This is a genomic window from Ensifer sp. 1H6 (genome assembly GCF_001976035.1).
GTDB lineage: Bacteria > Pseudomonadota > Alphaproteobacteria > Rhizobiales > Rhizobiaceae > Ensifer > Ensifer canadensis.
In genome coordinates this window covers 62,573-82,782 of sequence record NZ_MOAI01000025.1, presented here as the reverse complement: position 1 = coordinate 82,782, position 20,210 = coordinate 62,573, and the positions used below count along the sequence as shown (strand labels likewise).

Here is a 20,210-nt window from a genome sequence, read left to right as displayed (position 1 = left end):
TTTTCAGTTTGCCGCCGCGGCAATGCGTTTTTCCGAGATCGCCCGCGCAACGCGCCGCAATGTCGGATAGTTGGCGCCGGCGCCCGTCGCAATGTAGCCCGGGCACATGAAGTCGGGCGCATCCGCCGGCACCTTGCCCAAGGTCAGCGGCTCATATCGGCCGCCGGCGTTCTTCAGGATCAATGTCGCCGCCGCCACGTCCCAGGAGTTGACGCCAAAGCCGGTCGCAGCATCCGCCCAGCCCGCAGCCACATGGGCGATGCTGAGAGCGGCACTTCCCGGCCGCCGAAGGGTCGAAAACGTCTCGACGAATTCCCCGAGATTGGCGAGTGCCATTTCCCGGCCGTCGAGGCGAAAGTCACGGGAGACGGGATAGCCGGTGATCAGCGTTGCCCGGTTCTCTTCCTCGACCGCTTGCGAGGAGATACTTGCTCCATTGAGATAGGCTTGTTCGAGATCGGCAGAAAACATCAGGTCAGCGACCGGGTCATAAACGACGCCGGCCACGACGCCACCCCTTTCGACGGCGGCGATAGACACGCACCAGAAGGCCAGTCCGCGCGCGAAATTCGAGGTCCCGTCGATCGGATCGACATACCACTGGATGTCGCCATCGCCCACCTGTCCGCCCTCTTCGCCGAGCATGGACGAATTGGGCTCGTGCGCAAAAATGAAATCGCGAATGGTGACTTCGGCGCGCTTGTCATGGATGGTCACGACATCATGCAGGTCGCGCTTGTAGTCGACGACCATGTCCGACCGGAACGCGCTCAGCAGCGGTTCGCGCACGGCATTGGCCGCTCCACGGGCAATCTCGACGAGGCGCTTCGACCGCTCCAGTCGTTGTTCGGGGTCAGCCGCCGGTGAGGTCGCTGCGGGAAGGCGCTTTTCCATGTCGTGCGTATCCATTCTTATCGAGAAAGTGCCGGCGCGCCACCCGGTGGCGCACCGGCTTTTGTTCACTTGGTGTAGTTCACACGCCAGAAATCCTGCCACTCCTCGCGTCGGTCAAAGTCCTCAAGACCGGTCGAGGAATTGTAGCCGAACAGGCGGTCGGCGACCGTCATCAGGCCGGACGGCTCGTCGGCCGGCATCTTGATGTCGATGTTGGTCGGCAGCTTGCCGTCCTTCATCTGCGGCGCGATGCCTTCTTCCGTCAGGATGTAGTGGATGAACAGCTTTGCCGCGTTCGGGCTCTGCGTCTTCGTCGCAATCAGGCCAAGCTTGACGTAGCTCCAGCCGACCCAGGGATTGAGATCCTTGCAGATGCCGAGCTTGTACCCCTTGCCCTCGTTGTCGCGGAATTTTGCCGACGAGAGCAGGCCGAAGAAGGGCTCCTTCTGGCCGGCAGCACCAACGGCTTCGGCCACTGGATCATCGCCATCGGTGACGAGCGGCGCGTTCTGCGCCAGTGCCTTGATCCAGGCGGCCGACGCGCTCTTCTCCTCGGTCGCAAGGTCCTTGCCGAAATGGCTCTTGTAGGCACCGGCAACCTTGTCGTCGGCGTGTTTCTCCATCTGGTTGAACCAGTCGGTATAGGTGCCCTTGGTCAGCGGATCGACGAGAGCAACCTTGCCTTTCCACTTCGGTTCCGTCAGCTCCCAGATATTGGCGACCGGGCATTTGTCGTAGGCTTCGGTGTTATAGGCCCAGACGTTGGCGTTGGTCGAAATCGCCAGCGGATTCTGGAACTCCGCCGGGATTTTCGCGATCATGTCGGCCGGCAGGTAGCTTTCGACGAACTCCTGCGGCAACAACTGCGCGAGTGCTGCCGGCGCGTCAGTGATCAAGGCGACATCGCCCTGAACGTTGCCCGCCTGGCTCTCGCGGATGATCATTTCCAACTGGCTGTTCGCCGACACTTTGACGCCCGTCGCCTTGATACCGTATTTGGCCGTAAAGCCTTCGGCCATCTCGACGATCTTGCCGGTGCTGTCATAGACGTTGATCGGCTTTTCCGTCTTGGCCGCGGCAATCAGCGCGTCGAGATCGAGGCCGTCGGCGGCATGGGCTTGCGCCGAAAGCAGGCCGGCCGCAACTGCGACCGCTGCCATCGTCATATCACGCACTCTCTTTTTTTCCGTTTTCATCGCTTCCCCTCCCAAGGAAACAGCACTCGGTGATCGGCACCGCCCGTCGCGTCATTTTCGGTGGTTTATTCTCCAAAGGTCCTGCCAGGCCTCGCGCTTGTCGAGGTCGTCGCCGGCGGTCGCGGCATCGAAGGCCATCAATTGATCGAGATACTTCGCGACGCCCGAGGGTTCATCGGCCGGCAGGCCGATCGTCGAATTGCCGGAGATCTTTCCGTCTTCGGTCTGGGGTGCAATGCCCTCTGCCGTCATCAGGTAACGGACAAACAGCTTGGCGGCATTCGGGCTCTTGGTCTGGCCCGCGATCAGGCCGAAGCCCGGATAGAGAAATCCGGAAAACGGCTCGACGCCGGCGCAGATACCGAGTTTAAGGCCCTTCGTGAGGTTGTCGCGATACTTGGCCGTCGAGGTGATGACGAAGAACGGCTCGGCTTGTCCCGGGGCGCCGGCGGCGTTGGCGACCGTTGTCGAATCCGCCAGAAGCGGCCCGTTTTCCGCAAAGGCCTTGACCCAGGCAGCTGTGGCACTTTGGCCGTTCGTCTCCAGCTTCTTGCCGTAAAGGCTTTCATAGGCCCGCGCGACATCGGCGTCGCGATGCGTCTCGATCTGATTGAACCAGTCGGCATATAGCGGCTTGTCGAAGAGATCGAGCATCGCCAGCTTGCCGCGCCACTGCGGCTCGGTCAGCTGCCAGATGTTGGTCACGGGGCACTTGTCGTATTTCTCGGTGTTGTAGGTAAAGACGTGAGGGTCCGAGACAACAACAAGAGGATTGCGCTGCGCTTGCGGAATATCCTTGGCGAGATCCGGAGGCGTCCAGCTGGTGGCGATACCTTCCGGCAACAGCTGTCCGATTGCCGATGCCACGTCAGTCGCGACGCTCACGTCGCCGAGGATATTGCCGGCCTGGTGCTCGCGGATCATCAGCTCCACCTGCGTGGCTTCGTTGACCTTCTTGCCCGTCGCCTGCACGCCGTATTTTTCCGAGAACTCCTTGGCCGTATCGACGATCTTACCGGTGACGGCATAGACGGTGATCGGCGGCTCCTTCTTTGCCGCCTCGATCAGGGCGCCGAGGTTGAAGGCTTCTTCAGCCTTCGCCGGCCCACAGGTCAGTGTCATGGCAGCAAGGCTACCTGCGACCGCCCAGGCTAATGGGCGGTCGCGCAACGCGCTGCGTTTCATTTCCATCATGTCGTCACTCTCCCGGCTGAGCCATCACTTCTGGTAGTTCACCCGCCAGAAATCCTGCCAGGTTTCGCGCGCATCCCAGTCGTCGAGGCTCGTGTCCATCTGGTAGGGCAGAACCTGGTCGAGAACCTTGCCGATGCCCGAGGGTTCGTCAGCCGGAAGTGCCACATCGGTATTGGTCGACATCTTGCCATCGACCGCCTGCGGCGCGATGCCTTCCTCCGTCATGACGTAGTGGATGAAGAGCTTGGCGGCGTTCGGGCTGTTGGTGCCCTTGGTGATCAGGCCGACGCCCGGATACATCCACCCGAGCCATGGCTTCAGATCCGTGCAGAGCCCGAGCTTCATGCCCTTCTCCGCATTGTCGCGGAACTTTGCCGAACTCATCAGGCCCATGAACGGCTGCGACTGGCCCGGCGCTCCGACGGCATCGGCTGCCGCGGCGTCGGCATCGGTCAGCAGCGGCGCGTTGGCGGCAAGCGCCTTCACCCAGGCCGCCGTCGCGCTGCCATCGTCGAGTTCCAGGTCCTTGCCGTAGAGCTCCTTGTAGGCGGCGGCGACCTTGTCGTCGCCGTGCTTTGCCATCTGGTTGAACCAGTCGACATAGGACGCCTTGCCGAGCGGGTCCTGCATGGCGACCTTGCCCTTCCACTCCGGGCCGGTCAGCTGCCAGATGTTGGTCACCGGGCACTTGTCGTAAAGCTCGGTGTTGTAGGCCCAGACGTTCGCGCTGGTCACGACCGTCAGCGGGCTCTGGTACTGCTGCGGGATCTTCGACGCCATGTCCGGCGGCAGCCAGCTCTCGGCAAAGCCCTGCGGGATCAGCTGCGCCATCGCTGCCGGTGCATCGCTGATGATCGAGACGTCGCCCTGGATATTGTTGGCGCGCGCCTCGCGGATGATCATTTCCAACTGCGCCGTCGCCTTGACCTTGGAGCCTTCGGCGGCGACGCCGTACTTGGTCGAAAAGGCCTTGGCCATCTCGACGATCTTGCCGGTGCTGTCATAGACTGTAATCGGCGCTTCCTTCTTGGCCGCCTCGATGAGGGCGTTGAGGTCGAAGGCGTCCTCAGCCATCGCCTGCCCGGTCAAAAGCCAGGCAAATCCCGTGGTCCACAACAGGCAGCGCCTTTTATAGTCTGCCCTTCCATTTTTCCGAAAATGCATCGACTGCTCCTCCTCAGTAAGCGGTGTTCGTCTTTCGGTTGACGCGATCAGTGATATCGTCAGTTGAGCTTCGCGTTGCGCAGCAGCTTGTCGGCTTCGGCAATGCGCTGGCCGTCCTTGTCGAAAACGTGCAGCGCCTCCGGCGGCGCAAAGAAGCGGACCTTTTCGCCCAGTTCCAGTCGCGGCAGCGCGTGCGTCGTCAGGAACAGCGTGTGGCTGTCGCTCTTCAGCTCCAGGATCCAGCTGCCGCCGGTCGGCAGTATGCCGGTGACCACCATCTTGCCGCTGAAGCTGCCCTGCGGAATGTCCTCCTTCTTCGTGGCATAGCTCAGCGCTTCCGGGCGGATGCCGACGGAGCCGATGCCGCGCAGGCTCGGATAACGGCTCGCCAGGTAAGCTTCCGCCTCCTTGGCGACGTCGGACGTACCTTTCTTGTCGAAGGACAGGATGTTGATCGGCGGGCTGCCGACGAATTCGGCGACAAAGCGGTTGGCCGGGCGGTCATAGATGTCGTTCGGCGTGCCCATCTGCTGCAGCGTGCCTTCGTTCATGACGGCGATCGTCGTTGCCAGCGTCATCGCTTCCCACTGGTCGTGGGTGACGAAGACGATCGTCGTCTTGAATTCCTTGTGCAGGCGCTTGAGTTCGGCGCGCATTTCGAGCCGCAGCCGCGCATCAAGGTTCGACAGCGGCTCGTCGAGAAGCAGCACGCCGGGATTGACCGCGAGCATGCGGGCAAGTGCCACGCGCTGCTGCTGGCCACCCGAAAGCTGCGACGGATAGCGGTCGCGGTACTTGGCGATGTCGAGCGCCTGCATGACCTTTTCGACACGGGCCTCGCGTTCCGCCCTCGGCAGCTTGCGCAGCCGCAGACCAAAGTCGGTGTTGCGCTCTATGGTCAGATGCGGCCAGAGCGCGTAGCTCTGAAACACCAGGCCCATTTCGCGCTTTTCCGGTGGCACGAAGACGCCGTCAAAGATCGAATCGACCACCCGGTCACCGATGCGGATCTCGCCGCCCGACAGGTTTTCCAGCCCCGCGATCATCCGCAATGTCGTCGTCTTGCCGCACCCCGATGGGCCGAGCAGGCACATGAACTCGCCGTCGCGGATTTCCAGATCGAGGTTGGAGACGGCATTGGCGGAATTGACGCCATAATTCTTCTGGGCGCCGCGCAGATTGATAGTGGGCATCAGCTTCCGAGTCCTTCTGCAAGATTGGTCTTGGTCAGCTTCTGGGCTGCCAGAGTTCCGAGATAGGCGATGGCGGCGATGATCAGCACGACCGCGTTTGCCGCCTGGGTGTAGTGGTAGTCGACGAGCCGCAGCGAATAGGTCGTGAGAACGTCGGTGCTGGGCACGGCGAGGATGACGAACAGGCTGAGGCCCTTGATGCCGGAGATGAACGGCAGCAGCACACCGGTGACGAGCGAGCCCTTCTGGATCGGGATGACGATCGACATCATGCGGCGGAACCAGCCGGCACCGGCGATCTGGGCCGCCTCTTCCGGATCCTTGCCGAGCTGGGTCATGGCCGAGATCCCGGCGCGCGAGGCGTAGGGCATCTGGTCTGCCATCAGCGCCAGCACCAGGATGGTGACGGTGCCGTAAAGTGCCGGCATCGGGCCTCTCGGAACCGCAAAGAGCGAGAGATAGGCGGCAGCAAAGGCAATGCCCGGCACCAGATAGGGCAGGAACGTCACCTGGCGCAGATAGACAGACAGGGCTCTGACCGGCGTGCGGATGACGACATAACCGACGAGCAGGCCGAGAATGCCCGAGGCGATCGAGGCGAGGCCGACGATCATCAGCGTGTTCTTGGCGGCCGCCCAGAGATCGGGGCTCAGGAGCACGCCGGTCTGCAGCGCTACGGTATGAAGGTCTCGGCCGATCCAGTAGTCGAGCGTGAAGTTGTCGAGGGTGAACTGTGCCGGCAGCTTCATGACCGTCGACAGGAACAGGGTCAGCAGAGGCAGACCGACGCTCAGCATGAAGATCGTCGCGGCGAAACCCGTTGCCGGAAGCCTGAGCTTGCCGAGGCGGCTTTGCCGGTTCATCGAGCCCTTGGAGCCGATGGTGACGAAGCGGCGCGCTTCACGCACCAGCCGCGCGTCGATCATCAGGGTGATGATGCCAATCAGCATGATGGAGGCGGCGACGACACCGGCGACACCCGTCTGGCGCGAGGCGATGCTGCGGAAGAGCGAGGTGGAGAGCACCTCGAACTTGACGGGCAGGCCGAGCACATAGGGCACGCCGAATTCGCCGAGGCACTTTGCGAAGATCAGGATCATCGACGACATCAGCGCCGGGCGCATCAGCGGCAGGATGATCTGCATTGCCACCTGGTAGCGCTTGGCGCCGAGGATGCGGGCGGAATCCTCCAGCTGGGAATCGAAGCGCCTAAGCGCCGAGCCGAACAGCAGAATGACGAAAGGCGTATAGTGCAGGGCGAGAATGATGGTGATCGGAAAACGGCCATAGGCGACCCAGTCCGGCGGCGTCCAGCCGAGAGCCTCGAACCAGCCGGGCTGGCCGCCGACAGTGCGGTTCTTGAACAGCGTGGTCCAGGCGAGCGCGAACGTCCATGCAGGCAGCATGTAAGGCACGATCAGGGCGGTCGCGAACCAGCGCCTTCCGAACATGTCGGTGCGGCTGATCAGCCAGGCGAGAACGGTCCCGATCAATAGCGACAACAGGATCGCACCGACAGCAACCGACAGCGTATTGAACAGCGGCCGCCAGAAGAGATCGACGGAGACAGGCGAGGTGAACGTCCGGTCGAGATAATAGAGCGTCAGGTCGCCAAAATCCTTGCCGAGCCGTCGCTCGTGCCCGAATTGCACCTGCACGGCATCAAGCACGATGGAGATGATCGGCACGACGATCAGATAGGTAAAGAGCAGTGCCGTCAGAACCCCGATCAATGTCGTCGGCTCACGGGAGGCGACCTTCAACCGGTATCGCCAGACCTGCCAGGCCGAAGGCACAGCGGCCTCACCGCCCGCGGCCCGAGGCGCCTTCGCTGAATCACTTAGAAAAGCCATGCTCTTTCCCCTTGAGACCTCGCCTCGCAACACGATCCGGCTATGCGCCGGCGCCTTGCGGACGAGCAAACATGCGAACGGGGAGATCAGGGAAAGCCGCGCAGGCAGCCGCCCCTGCTCCATGTCGAGCAAGGCAACCCGCCGCGAGAACGCGATATCTCGTCATCGATCCAATCCTCCCTGTTCGCGACCGACCCCGATCAACGATCCTGTCCGGATCGGGCCCGACGGCATCCGGCCACTCCTCAGAAGCCGGCGCCATCATCACGAACATAGACGGAACAAAAATTCCATTTCGTCACCGCCTATGGAATGCATGATCCATTGAGAGGTCGCGCTTGTCAACAAAAAAATGCACACGTGCGCAACGATTTATCGCTTTGATTTTATTGCTTATTTTTCTCCGATGGATCCGCTTTTTTCGAACACGTGGTCATTGCCTCGCGACTGGCCAGCGAAGACGCTCCGGCCGCATAGGGAATGGCGAACTAAAACAGCCGGATTTCCGGCGGGCGCGCAGCACTCAGGCCAATCACCTGCAGAGCCAAAGGATACTTTTTCGTTGGAATGAACCGGCATTTGTGGCCCAGATAGCCGCGAGCTGATTCTTTGGGGGAAACCATGGCACGAGGGTTCGTCACGGCCGAGGAGGTCGCAAAACGCGCGGGTGTTTCACGCTCGGCCGTCTCGCGCACGTTCACGCCGGGTGCCAGCGTCTCGCAGCCTGTCCGGCGCAAGGTACTGAAGGCGGCGCGCGAACTCGGCTATCGAGTAAATCGGCTGGCCCAGGGGCTGAACAACGACCGCTCGAACCTGATCGGCGTCGTGGGCACCAACCTCAGTGCGCCCTTCATTTCCAAGCAGCTCGATCTCTTGAGCATCGGCCTGCTCCGGCGCGGGCTCCAGTGCCTGCTGTTGAACGCCGCCGATGCGCGCAAGGATATCGCGCCGCTGATCGAGCTGCTGTTTGAATTCCGCGCCCAGGCGATCGTCGTGCTTTCGGGCGAGCCGCCGTCCTCGATCGTCGATGAGTGTATCGCCAATGGCGTCCGGCTGATCCTGGTCAATCAACGGCTCGATCGCACCGATACCAACATGGTGCTGAGTGACGATTCGCACGGGGCGGACCTGGCCGCACTCCGGTTGATCGCGGCCAAATGCAAGAAGGTTGCGGTCGTCTCCAGTGCCAGCCAGACGCCGGCACAGGTTCGGCGAGCGACTGCGTTTACGCAGCGGATGCAGACCGCCGGGATCGAGGTGGTCGCCTGGTCGGACGGGCCGACGAGCTACGAAAGCGGCTATCAGGCCGGTTGTGACCTCTTGCGCGACAAGCGGATTGACGGAGCATTTTGCGTCACTGATCTGCTGGCGCTGGGTTTCCTCGATGCCGCTCGCATCGAAATGCATCGCCGTGTGCCGCAGGATGTGTCTGTCGTTGGCTTCGACGATATTCCCCAGGCGAGCTGGAAGAGCTATGAGCTGACCACCATCGAGCAGTCTCTATCGACATTGACCGCGAACGTCCTGACGGCGCTCGAAACCGATGAGCCCGCGACCCGGCTGCAGGTGGTGCCCGTGTCGATGATCGAGCGCAAGACGGTGCGTTAGTCCCTCCTCCAGGCGCGCCTCTCGAAATCAGCCGGCCTGTCGGATGCGGCTTTCGATCAACAGGCCGCTGTCGTCGAGGATCGGGTGCGCGACCGATGCGATATGGGCGTTGATGCGTTTGAGGTCGCGCAGCATATCGAGGTGCAGCGAACTGGTTTCGATGCTTTCCGCCCGCCCCTCGCGCAGGCGCTGCAGGTGCCGCTCGGCCGATTGGCGCTCAAGGCGACGGACGTCTTCCTTGACCTCCACCAGCCGCCGCGCCAAAGCCGCATCGCGGGTGGCAAACACCGTCTGCGCCATGCGCAGGTTGTCGAGCGTGATCGCAAACAGCCGTGTCAGCTCCTCGTGGCCATCCCTCGAAAAGGTCAGGCCCAACGCAATCTTCTTTGCGAGTTCGGCCAGCAGGCCCTTCTCGATGATATCGCCGATATGTTCGAGATTGATAGCGTAGTCGACGACATCCATTGCTCGCCGGCGGTTGTCTTCGCCGATATCCGCATGACCAAGGCGCGAGACATAGACCTTGATCTGATGCTGCAGCCGATCGACCCGGCCTTCGAGCGTGCTGATGCCCGCGAGCTTCGCAGGATCCGCATGCTGCAGCGCATCGCTTGCCTGCGCCAGCATGCTTTCGATCAGATCTCCGACGCTTAGGACTTCGCGGCTGGCGCCGGCAAGGGCTGCCACCGGCATCGAAAGCTTGTCCTCGTCGAGATAGCTCGGCGCGTCCGGCGTCTGCTTCGGCTCCGGCAACAGCCGCGCGGTCATCCGGGCGAGCGGTCGCGACAGCGGCCATGCAAGCACCGCCAGCGCCAGATTGAAGACGAGATGCGCATCCACAGGCAGCTTGTCATGCGACAGCGGCAGGATATCGAGCAACTGTGCCGAATAGCCGGCAAGCGGCAGCGCCACCAAGCAGCCGATGGCGCGCACGATGAGATTACCGATCGTCACGCGTCTCGCGCTGATCGGCGCATGCAGCGTCGCCAGGACCGGCGGCACGGCGCCGCCGAGATTGGCACCGAGGACCAGGACGATGATCAGCCCGGTCGAAATGCCGCCCGTTGCCGCGAGCGACAGGATGAGGACGACGATGGCGAGGCTCGAGGATGCCAGGATCGCCAGCATGGCCGCGAAAATGAGTGCGACCGGCCAGGCATTGTCGAGCATCGCCAAAAAGGCCGAGAGCGCCGCAGATGTGCGCACCGGTTCCGTCGCAAGACCGATCAGATGCAGCGACAACAGCATGAGCCCGACGCCGACAAGGGCGGCGCCACCGCCTTTTCGCCCATTCGACGTTCCCCGTGAAAGGATGACGCCGACGAGGATCAGCAGCGGTGAGAGCCAGCCGATGCCAATCGACACGATCCACGCCGTCATCGCCGTTCCGACATTGGCGCCCAGAAGCACGATCTGCGCCATGCGCGGCGCAACGAGATTGCGTTCGGCGAAGGATGCGATCATCAGTGCCGTCGCAGTCGAGCTTTGCAGTGCGATCGTCGCAACCAGTCCGGCGAGGAAGGATCGCAAACCGTCGCGCGTGCCGGCGGCCAAGCCGGCCTTCAGCCGGGCGCCGAAGGCGCGCTGCACGCCATCCTTGACCTGCGAAAGCCCGAACAGCAGCAGCGCCACGGCGCCAACGAGATTGATGCTGACGATGGCCGATTCCATGGGTGCACTCCGGTCGGACGGTCCTTCGGTTCGTTACTGCTCGAAGCCCAGTTTCATTGTCTGCCGCGGCGCAGTTCCTCGCGGAACAACTGTTGGAATGCGGCGTATTTCTCAAAGCCCAGATCGCTGATCAGCCGCATGACCGTGGTGGTCGAAACGCCGGCCCGCTCAGCCACTTCCCGTGCGCTCGCAAAGGCGATGTCATAGGGATGGGATAGCGCGAACTTCGCGACTTCGAGCCGCCCGCCCTTGAGCCCGCGGGCACCGAGGCGAAACGCCTCCTTCAACTCCGGGACGCTTGCCGGCGGTTTCACCCCTCGACCGGGTAATACAAAAGACTGCTGGTCCATGGTCAAACAACCTCCTTCGCTTCTCGCTGCAAGGTGATCTCGATCTGCCGCGCACCCACTTCCGCTCGGTCGAGAAAGGCGGCAAACGCGCCCAGGAAGATCGACAGGAAACCGGCGACAGAGCGGTCCCACCCCTCATCCGGCTCTCGGCCGAAGCGCTCGGAAAGGGCGCGGTAAAGACGCAGCCGCTCGGGCGATATCGCAGGCAGCGCCAAGTGACCCGCCTGGCGCAGGCAGTACCAGTCGGCGATGACATCGATCATGCGGCAGGCAGCAACTTGTTCGGCCGAAAATCCGGACTTTTTTGCAAGCGCGTGCAATGCTTGCACCACCACGTCGGCATCAAGAAGTTCCGCGCAGATACCTGAGAGCGTGGCGCCCGAGACGCGGCTCACCACATCCTGCGGCCACTCCTTGGGAAAATAGCGGTGGCGAACCAAAGCCAGCTTATGAGCCCGCAGGAAAGCGCCGTAATCCTCGGCATTGAAGGCGGCATCGTCCGTCTCCCCTAGCCGCTCCGTCTCGCGGCGATAGGCCTGCGCCAGACGCGGATCCACCGTCTTCGCCGACAGCTCGACGGTATCGACGACAATACCGCCGTTCACCGTCTGAATGATCTTGAAGGCTGGAGGATAGGCGACGAGCGAGGGCACTGCCACATTGGTCAACTGGCGCTCGCCGCGGGTGCGTCGCGTTACACCCTCGACATGAAGGTGGCCGCTGAAATGCACGGTCAGCCCGGCGCCCAGCAAGGCATCGGTGACAGCTTGGCGCGGCGTGCGGCGGGCGATGTTGGTTTCCCCGAAGAGCACTCGCTCGGCACCGGTCGCGCCGTCGAATGGATCGAGCGCCGGGTAATGCGAGAAGGCGAGCACGGTCTTGCCCAGCGCCTCTGCCCGCGCGCAGACGTCTGTGATCCACGAGACGATGAAGGGTTTCAGGCGCAGCATGGCGTTCCAGCCGGCGGCGGTGCTGTCGACAAAGGCTGCTTCCTCGCCGCCTACGAACGTGCCATCCCGTGGCTCGAACACATTGGCGTCGATCATCAACAGCCAGATTCCCGGTTCCGGCTCGACCAGATAGGAGGCATCCATCAACGAATATCGGTTGCTTCCATCCGGCGAAACCACCTCGTAACGCCGACTTTCGATATCGTCGGACAGGCCGAACGGCGTCTCCCAATGGAGATATTCCGGCTTGCGGAAATAGCCGCAGGCAGCCATCGGGCCGAGGCCGGTGGGATATCCCTCGCAATACATGCGCGGAGTGACGATCGCGCCCGCCGCCGTCGACGCAGGATCGCTGGTCACCCAGACGCTGGCGCCATCCTGGTCGAGGAACTCCTTGGTGTGGTGGCGCCCCGTCGGACCGAAAATGTCGTGATTGCCGGGAAGGGCATAGAAGGCGGTGCCGTATGCGTTGGCGTGCCGGTCGAGGATCCGGCGCAGGCTTGCGGTCGTCTGCCGCTGACCGTCATCGGTGTAATCACCGAGCAGGACGACGTGCCGGATGCCCCGATCCCGCACCTCGTCCAATGCCACTGAAAGTGCCTTGGCGCTCTCGTTAAAAACACGGGTCGACTGCCGCGTTTCGGCCCAGCTGCGAACCATCATCCGCTGCCCGTCGATGCTCATGCCGGGGAAATCGAAATCGCCTTCGAGATCGTGGAAATGCGCGTCGGCGATGACGGCGATACTGGCTTGGCTGCGCTTCAACATCAGTCCCGCCCGGATGTCTTGCCGGCGATCATGTCGATCCATTCAGACGCCCGGCGTGCCGCCTCGTAAAGCATCGGCTTCGGTGTCTCGAACCACTCGTCGGGACGCAGTTCGCGGTATTCACGAATGTGGGCGACCGCGGCGTCAAGCGTCGGGAAAAGCTCCGGCTGCTGTTTGTGCAGGAACAGGGCCACGAGCGAGACGGATCGGCTGCGTCCGCCGCGGCAGTTGACCAGCACATTGCCGCCATCGGCGAAGGGATAGGTTTCGCGCTTCGGCATCGCCTGGCGCAATGCTCCGTCCAGGATGTAGTAGGCGCCGAGCATCATCGTATCCGGACTGCCTTCGCCGTCGATCAGGCCGAGCTTGTAGTAGCGAATGTCGGCATAGCCGCTCGGCCGCAGATCGCCACCATCGTCAGCCTCCCTCTCGCGCACCCAGTTGATATCGAGATTGATCGCGCAGTTGACCACCACCGAAATGCCGTGGTGCTTCAGCAATTCGAGATCGCGTGCGCCGTCGCTGCCGCCGATATAGAGATCGGATTTGTGCGGACCGATCCCGCTTGCGATCAGACTGATCGCCGGGCGCGCATAAACAGGTGCATCCATGCCGTTTCCTTTCCAGATCGGGCGACGCCGAAAGGCATGCCACCCAGAATTCGCATTGTCGGCGCCCTTGGCAGAGCCGCTCAGGCGAGCTGCAGTTCGGCAACGACGTCGCCTGCCGAGGCGATCGGTATCCGCGATGCCCGGCTTATCCCACCGGCGATGCCTGGCGCGGATGCCAGAACCGGCCCGCCGCCGCGAAGGCTACCGATCTCCATGAAGGGACAGACATCACCGCCGGCCTCGGCGACAAGCAGCAATCCCGCCACGCAGTCCCAGGAGTTCATGTGCAGTTCGATATAGGCATCCGAACGACCGTCAGCGACATAGGCAAGCGCCAGCGCGCCCGAGCCTGCCCTGCGGACATTGGTGCCGAGCGCCAGCAGATCGCGGATCGTTTCGAGATAAATCTCGTTCGACACGCGGCCGGACCAGCCCATTTCCACCGACGCCGTCTCAAACGCCGTGGTGGCGGCGACGGCGATCGGCTGACCGTTGCGGGTCGCGCCTGAACCGCGCCGGGCGAAGTAGAGCTCATCCAGTGCGGGATTGTAGATGGCGCCGATCTCCGCCCGACCATCCTCGATATAGGCGATCGAGATGCAGAAATGCGGGATGCTGCGGGCAAAATTGGCGGTGCCGTCGACCGGATCGACCACCCAGAGACGATTACTGATCGATCCGCCGCCCTCCTCGCCGAAGAAGGCGTCGTCAGGAAAGTGCTCGGCGATCGCCTTGCGGATATGCGCCTCGGAGGCGGCATCCGTCTCGGTCAGAAAGTCCTGCGGCCCCTTCATCGAGAAGGCGCGCGTCGCGCTGTCTTCAAAGCCACGGAGCACAAGCGCTCCGGCCGACAGGATAATGTCTCGGCAAAGGCTCGCCCGACCCTCAAGATCGTTCGAATAGAATGGTCTTTCCAGGTTCATTCGGGCACGACTCCTTTGCACACGCGAGCATCTTTGCACACGCGTTCAATGGTGACAAGCCTCATTCTGGACCAGCTCGTGCGACGAATGCCCTGCTCGCCGCCAACGAACGGTTTCGAACAATGCAGGCGGGATGCAGGCGATATCGGCGGCTGTCTTCGATCCTCTTGACCGTGCGGCGAATGCGAGCCGGAAGCGAGCCGCCGCGTCGCACGGCCCGGAACGATGCCGGCGAGGCGCATCCGATGCGCGCCCTCGGCGCTTGTCCTCAAAGGTGAGTTTACAAAAGTATTATTATATGATTTTTTGAAACTGCTGCGAGGAGAGCAGCTTTCTTTGGGAGGAAATCATGAAATTCGCCAAAGCACTCGCGAGTGCAACGATCCTTGCTGCCTGCACGTTTGGCAGCGCATCTGCCGCAGATCTCGTTGTCGGTTTTTCGCAGATCGGCTCGGAGTCCGGCTGGCGCGCTGCAGAGACGACGCTGACGAAGCAGCAGGCTGAAGAGCGCGGCATCGACCTGAAATTCGCCGATGCCCAGCAGAAACAGGAAAACCAGATCAAGGCGCTACGCTCGTTCATCGCCCAGGGTGTCAACGCCATCCTGCTTGCCCCCGTCGTCGCCACCGGTTGGGACGAGGTTCTCGAGGAAGCCAAGGACGCGGAAATCCCCGTCATCCTGCTCGACCGAACCGTCGATGCGTCCGACGAGCTGTACATGACCGCCGTCACGTCTGACCTCGTGCATGAAGGCAATGTCGCCGGCAAATGGCTTACCGACACGGTTGCCGGCAAGCCGTGCAACATCGTCGAACTCCAGGGCACGACAGGGTCTTCACCGGCGATCGATCGCAAGAAGGGCTTCGAGCAGGCGCTTTCCGGCCACGACAACCTGAAGATCGTCCGCAGCCAGACCGGCGACTTCACCCGCACAAAGGGCAAGGAAGTCATGGAAAGCTTCCTCAAGGCCGAAGACGGCGGCAAGAATATCTGCGCGCTCTACGCCCACAACGACGATATGGCGGTCGGCGCCATCCAGGCGATCAAGGAAGCCGGCCTGAAGCCGGGCAGCGACATCCTCGTCGTTTCGATCGATGCCGTGCCGGATATCTTCCAGGCGATGGCCGCGGGCGAAGCCAACGCCACCGTCGAACTGACCCCGAACATGGCAGGCCCCGCTTTCGACGCGCTCGCCGCGTTCCAGAAGGACGGAACAAAGCCGCCGAAGTGGATCCAGACGGAATCGAAGCTCTACACCCAGGCCGACGATCCGATGAAGATCTACGAAGCGAAGAAGGGTCTCGGTTACTGATCCCAGGCGCGACCGGCGTCGACGCGAACCGTCGGCGCCTGTTGTCACAAGCCAGACGATCGATACTGCGGAGTTGGACGACGGAACGGGCTCGCCCGCCTCGTTGTCGCCGCGGGCTCGATGTCCGGTCGGCATGCTTCGCTCGAGCACGAGGATCGAGGTGAAGCATGCTGATTTTCGGAACACTGAAGTAATGCGGCGTGCTCGACTGAGTGCGCCGCGTTCCAGTCAGGGAGGGATCATGCAGACCATCGGCGACAACCTGCTTTCGGCGACCCGGATCGACAAGGTCTTTCCCGGTGCGAGAGCCCTGGACAAGGTTGACTTTCATTTGCGCAGAGGCGAGGTCCATGCGCTTCTCGGCGAGAACGGCGCCGGCAAGTCGACGCTGGTCAAATGCCTCACCGGCGCGTACCGGCGCGACGGGGGCATGATCCTGCTCGACGGCGTCGAGATCGATCCGCGCGATACGTTCAATGCGCAGAAGCTCGGCATCGGCACCGTCTATCAGGAGGTCAACCTGCTGCCGAACCTGACGGTAGCGGAAAACCTTTTCCTCGGCCGACAGCCGCGCCGGTTGGGTTTCGTCGATGTCCGCGCCATGAACCGTCAGGCGCGCGCACTGCTTGAAAACTACGAGCTCGACCTCGACGTCACCCGCGCGCTCGACAGCTATTCCGTCGCCATACAGCAGGTCGTCGCGATCGCCCGCGCCGTCGATCTCTCCGGCAAGGTGCTGATCCTCGACGAGCCGACGGCAAGTCTCGACGCCCACGAAGTCGAGATACTGTTTCGCATCATCCGGCGACTGAAGGCGCGTGGCCTCGGCATTGTCTTCATCACCCATTTCCTCGAACAGGTGTACGAAATCTCCGACCGCATCACTGTGCTTCGCAACGGCCAGCTGGTTGGCACCCGAGACACGGCGTCACTCGAGCGGCGCGACCTGATTTCGATGATGATCGGCCGCGAGCTTGCAGCGGAAATCCGCTCTGCGCGCGAAGGAGCGGATCTCACCGGATCGGTGCGCTATCGCTTCCGCAATTTTGGCCGCAAGGGCCACGTCTCCCCCTTCGACCTCGATGTGAGGGCGGGCGAAGTTGTCGGCATTGCCGGGCTTCTCGGCTCCGGCCGCACGGAGACGGCCGAGATCCTCTTTGGTGCCCATCGCGCCGACAGCGGCACGGCTGAAGTCGACGGCAAGACCGTCCAGCTATCGTCGCCGCGCCAGGCGATCGCGCGACGGTTCGGCTTCTGCCCCGAGGACCGCAAGACCGCGGGCATCGTCGGAGATCTCTCGGTGCGCGAAAACATCGTGCTCGCCCTTCAGGCGCGACGCGGCTGGACCCGTCCGATCTCCCGTACCGAGCAGAACCGCCTGGCGGACCACTATATCAGGGCGCTCGACATCCGCACGGCCGATCGCGAAAAGCCGATCCGACTGCTTTCCGGCGGCAACCAGCAGAAAGCCATTCTTGCCCGTTGGCTAGCAACGGAACCCGAATTCCTGATCCTCGACGAGCCGACGCGCGGCATCGACGTTGGCGCGCATGCCGAGATCGTCCGGCTCATCGAGGGTCTGCGCGAGAAAGGCATGTCGCTGATGGTCATATCGTCGGAGATCGAGGAACTCGTTGCCTACAGCACGCGCATCGTGGTGCTGCGCGACCGCCAGCACGTCGCCTCGCTCGAAGGCGATCGGATCACGGCGGACCAGATCATCGAGGCCATCGCATCGGCGAATGAACGGGGAGCGGCATGACAGCAATACTTAGGGGCTATGCGATCAGGCTCCTACCGCAGCTGATAGCGCTGGCGGTCATTCTCCTGATGGTATCCTTCGTGTTCCCGAGCTTCTTCCGCCTCGAAATCCAGAACGGCCGCCTCTATGGCAGTCTCATCGACATCCTCAACCGCGGCGCCCCTGTGGTTCTGCTCGCGATCGGCATGACCGTCGTTATCGCCACCAAGGGCATCGATCTTTCTGTCGGCGCCGTGATGGCGATCTGCGGGGCAGTCGCCGCCTCGTCGATCACGTCGGGCCACTCGCTGGCGATGACGCTTCTGATCACCCTTGGCACCGGCATTCTCTGCGGTCTCTGGAACGGTATCCTCGTCGCCATTCTCGATATCCAGCCCATCATCGCAACGCTGGTTCTGATGGTCGCCGGGCGCGGCATCGCTCAGCTCGTCACCGAAGGCGCGATCCTCACCTTCAACGATGAGGGGCTGATTTTTCTTGGCAGCGGCTCATTCGCTTGGCTGCCCCTGCCCGTGATCATCTGGCTGATCTTCGGCATCCTGGTAGCGCTGATCGTGCGAAAGACGGCGCTTGGCATGCTGATCGAGGCGATCGGCGTCAACCGCCAGGCAAGCACGCTATCCGGTGTGCTGACGCCGGTGCTGCTGATCGCTGCCTATATGCTATCAGGCCTTTGTGCCGCGATTGCCGGCATTATCGCCGCCGCCGACATCAAGGGCGCCGACGCCAACAATGCCGGGCTCTGGCTCGAACTCGACGCCATTCTTGCCGTCGTCATCGGCGGCACCTCGCTTCTCGGCGGCCGCTTCAGCATCGCCGCCTCCGTGCTCGGCGCCATCATCATCCAGTCGATCAACACCGGCATCCTGCTTTCCGGCTTTCCGCCGGAATTCAACCTGATCATCAAGGCGGCGATCATCGTCTTCATTCTCGTGCTGCAGTCGCCACCGGTTCGAAACGCCTTCACCTTTGTCGCGCTTCTGCGCGCCAGCAGAAAACCGACGGAGCGGCAAGCGCGATGAAACCCAAATACCTGCCGCTGACCGCAACCATCGTCATCTTCGTCTTGAGCTATGCGCTTTGCGTGGCGCAGTATCCCAACATCCTGTCGACGCGGGTCATCGGCAACCTGCTGACCGACAACGCCTTCCTCGGCATCGCCGCCGTCGGCATGACCTTCGTGATCCTGTCCGGCGGCATCGACCTTTCGATCGGCTCGGTGATCGCCTTCACCGGTGTGTTCCTGGCCGTCGTGCTGGAGAATAGCGGCGCCCATCCGCTCGCCGTCTTCGCCATGGTGCTGTTGATCACGACGTTCTTCGGAGCGGTAATGGGCGCCATCATCCACTATCTGGAGATGCCGGCCTTCATCGTCACGCTCGCCGGCATGTTTCTGGCCCGCGGCATGGCCTTCGTGCTGTCGATCGATTCCATCGCCATCAAGCATCCGTTCTACAGCACGTTGAAGGGTTTTTATTACAAGCTTCCCGGCGGCGGCAGGATCACGCTCATCGGTGGGCTGATGCTGCTCGTCTTTGCCATCGGCATCCTCATTGCCCACCGCACCCGCTTCGGCACCGACGTCTATGCCCTCGGCGGCGGCACCGCCACCGCCAAGCTGATGGGCGTACCGGTCGGACGCACCACCATCATGATCTACGCATTGTCAGGTTTGCTCGCGGGCCTTTCCGGCATCGTGTTCTCGCTTTACACCTCGGCCGGCTACTCGCTTGCGGCCGTCGGCGTCGAACTCGATGCGATCACTGCGGTGGTGATCGGCGGCACGCTTTTGACCGGCGGCTCCGGCTTTGTTGCCGGGACCTTCATCGGTATCCTCATCCAGGGCTTGATCCAGACCTACATCACCTTCGACGGCTCGCTTTCCAGCTGGTGGACGAAGATCCTGATCGGCCTGTTGCTGTTCGTCTTCATCCTCATGCAGAAGGGCATCGTATACGTGTCCCGCAACGAACAGCGGCACGTCTAGGAAGGGCATGGGTGCACCTCATGCTGCCAGGAACCTTCGCAAAGCAACCTGTGAAACGCTCAAGCCACGGCCATGTCGTGGACGAGCTCGGGCGCGCGGTGGTCGGCGGAGAGTTCTTAGCCGGCGATATTCTGCCTGGTGACGTCGAGCTGGCGGCACGCTTCAAGGTGTCGCGCACCGTGCTGCGCGAGGCAATGAAGACGCTCGCGGCCAAAGGTCTGGTGTTCCCGCGCGCGCGCATCGGGACGCGGGTCATGCCGCGGGCGCATTGGAACCTGTTCGACAGCGACGTGCTTTCCTGGCATTTCAGCGTTGGCGTCGACGAGGAGTTTTTGAATCACCTGAGCGAAATCAGGCTGGCGCTCGAACCCTTTGCGGCAGCGCTTGCGGCTGAGCGCGCCACCGACGCCGACATCGCCCAGATGATGCGGCTCGCCGTTGCCATGGGCAATGAAGACCACAGCGCCGAAACGCTGGCCCATGCCGACCTCGAATTCCACCTGCATCTGCTCGAAGCGTCCCTCAACCCGTTCATGCGCACGGTCGGCAGCCTGATCGAGGCGGCACTGATCGGCGTCTTCAAACTCACCAATCCTTCCGCCGACCGCAGCGAAATCGACCGCGTCGCCGTGACCCATATCCGCATCGTCGAGGAAATTCGCCGCGGTGACGCCGAAGGCGCACGACATGCGATGGAAGACGTGATCCGGGCTGGCCAACAGCGGCTGATATCGGACCTGACGATGCGACAAACCAGGTCATCATAGCGCGCAG

At 62.4% G+C, this 20,210-nt stretch carries 17 protein-coding genes; 6 read left to right on the top strand and 11 right to left on the bottom strand.

Going from position 1 to position 20,210, the window contains the following annotated elements:
- Window positions 1-3 precede the first annotated feature (3 nt).
- The 6 genes from BKP54_RS25350 to BKP54_RS25325 all read right to left on the bottom strand — a co-directional run bounded on the left by BKP54_RS25350 (window position 4) and on the right by BKP54_RS25325 (window position 7,494).
- Window positions 4-894 (bottom strand): inositol monophosphatase family protein, encoded by an 891-nt coding sequence (locus tag BKP54_RS25350; RefSeq protein ID WP_082523488.1) that lies wholly within the window; start codon window positions 892-894, stop codon window positions 4-6.
- A 65-nt stretch (window positions 895-959) separates the two neighbouring features.
- Window positions 960-2,054: an ABC transporter substrate-binding protein gene (locus tag BKP54_RS25345; RefSeq protein ID WP_057206180.1), complete on the bottom strand. Its 1,095-nt coding sequence runs from the start codon at window positions 2,052-2,054 to the stop codon at window positions 960-962.
- Between the two features lie 87 nt (window positions 2,055-2,141).
- Window positions 2,142-3,212 carry an ABC transporter substrate-binding protein gene (locus BKP54_RS25340; RefSeq protein WP_057206178.1) on the bottom strand — a complete coding sequence of 357 codons (1,071 nt, stop codon included), beginning with the start codon at window positions 3,210-3,212 and terminating at the stop codon, window positions 2,142-2,144.
- Window positions 3,213-3,308: 96 nt separating this feature from the next.
- On the bottom strand, window positions 3,309-4,400 hold the full coding sequence (locus BKP54_RS25335; protein WP_244494210.1) for an ABC transporter substrate-binding protein: 1,092 nt from the start codon (window positions 4,398-4,400) through the stop codon (window positions 3,309-3,311).
- A 107-nt stretch (window positions 4,401-4,507) separates the two neighbouring features.
- Complete coding sequence (locus BKP54_RS25330; protein ID WP_084815077.1) at window positions 4,508-5,641, bottom strand: ABC transporter ATP-binding protein; 1,134 nt, start codon at window positions 5,639-5,641, stop codon at window positions 4,508-4,510.
- Window positions 5,641-7,494 carry an iron ABC transporter permease gene (locus BKP54_RS25325; protein WP_057224465.1) on the bottom strand — a complete coding sequence of 618 codons (1,854 nt, stop codon included), beginning with the start codon at window positions 7,492-7,494 and terminating at the stop codon, window positions 5,641-5,643. Before BKP54_RS25325 ends, BKP54_RS25330 begins: the two co-directional genes overlap by 1 nt.
- 621 nt (window positions 7,495-8,115) lie before the next feature.
- Here BKP54_RS25325 and BKP54_RS25320 point away from each other — a divergent pair.
- The gene (locus BKP54_RS25320; RefSeq protein ID WP_057206086.1) at window positions 8,116-9,102 is read left to right on the top strand and encodes a LacI family DNA-binding transcriptional regulator; all 987 of its coding nucleotides are present in this window, start codon (window positions 8,116-8,118) and stop codon (window positions 9,100-9,102) included.
- A 27-nt stretch (window positions 9,103-9,129) separates the two neighbouring features.
- Here BKP54_RS25320 and BKP54_RS25315 read toward each other — a convergent pair whose 3' ends face one another.
- The 5 genes from BKP54_RS25315 to BKP54_RS25295 all read right to left on the bottom strand — a co-directional run bounded on the left by BKP54_RS25315 (window position 9,130) and on the right by BKP54_RS25295 (window position 14,375).
- Window positions 9,130-10,773 carry a Na/Pi cotransporter family protein gene (locus tag BKP54_RS25315; RefSeq protein WP_084815076.1) on the bottom strand — a complete coding sequence of 548 codons (1,644 nt, stop codon included), beginning with the start codon at window positions 10,771-10,773 and terminating at the stop codon, window positions 9,130-9,132.
- A gap of 53 nt (window positions 10,774-10,826) precedes the next feature.
- Entirely contained in the window at window positions 10,827-11,123 is a 297-nt protein-coding gene (locus tag BKP54_RS25310; protein WP_057213248.1) for a MurR/RpiR family transcriptional regulator, read from the bottom strand.
- 2 nt (window positions 11,124-11,125) lie between these two features.
- Window positions 11,126-12,841, bottom strand: coding sequence for a metallophosphoesterase (locus BKP54_RS25305; RefSeq protein ID WP_084815075.1), 1,716 nt, complete (start codon window positions 12,839-12,841; stop codon window positions 11,126-11,128).
- Window positions 12,841-13,452, bottom strand: a complete 612-nt coding sequence (locus BKP54_RS25300; RefSeq protein WP_057206080.1) for a dual specificity protein phosphatase — start codon at window positions 13,450-13,452, stop codon at window positions 12,841-12,843. Before BKP54_RS25300 ends, BKP54_RS25305 begins: the two co-directional genes overlap by 1 nt.
- A gap of 80 nt (window positions 13,453-13,532) precedes the next feature.
- Entirely contained in the window at window positions 13,533-14,375 is an 843-nt protein-coding gene (locus BKP54_RS25295; RefSeq protein WP_107028381.1) for an inositol monophosphatase, read from the bottom strand.
- Window positions 14,376-14,724: 349 nt separating this feature from the next.
- On the opposite strand from BKP54_RS25295, the gene ytfQ reads away from it, so the two are divergent.
- The 5 genes from ytfQ (at window position 14,725) to BKP54_RS25265 (ending at window position 20,203) form a co-directional block, all read left to right on the top strand.
- On the top strand, window positions 14,725-15,687 hold the full coding sequence (gene ytfQ / locus BKP54_RS25285; RefSeq protein WP_084815074.1) for a galactofuranose ABC transporter, galactofuranose-binding protein YtfQ: 963 nt from the start codon (window positions 14,725-14,727) through the stop codon (window positions 15,685-15,687).
- A 241-nt stretch (window positions 15,688-15,928) separates the two neighbouring features.
- Entirely contained in the window at window positions 15,929-17,449 is a 1,521-nt protein-coding gene (gene ytfR, locus BKP54_RS25280) for a galactofuranose ABC transporter, ATP-binding protein YtfR (RefSeq protein ID WP_084815073.1), read from the top strand.
- A complete protein-coding gene (locus BKP54_RS25275; protein ID WP_084815072.1) occupies window positions 17,446-18,471 on the top strand; it encodes an ABC transporter permease in 1,026 nt (341 codons plus the stop codon). The genes ytfR and BKP54_RS25275 overlap by 4 nt, the downstream gene beginning before the upstream one ends.
- Entirely contained in the window at window positions 18,468-19,436 is a 969-nt protein-coding gene (gene yjfF / locus BKP54_RS25270) for a galactofuranose ABC transporter, permease protein YjfF (protein ID WP_057213257.1), read from the top strand. Before BKP54_RS25275 ends, yjfF begins: the two co-directional genes overlap by 4 nt.
- 23 nt (window positions 19,437-19,459) lie before the next feature.
- Window positions 19,460-20,203 carry a FadR/GntR family transcriptional regulator gene (locus BKP54_RS25265; protein ID WP_082557293.1) on the top strand — a complete coding sequence of 248 codons (744 nt, stop codon included), beginning with the start codon at window positions 19,460-19,462 and terminating at the stop codon, window positions 20,201-20,203.
- The last annotated feature ends 7 nt before the right edge of the window (window positions 20,204-20,210 follow it).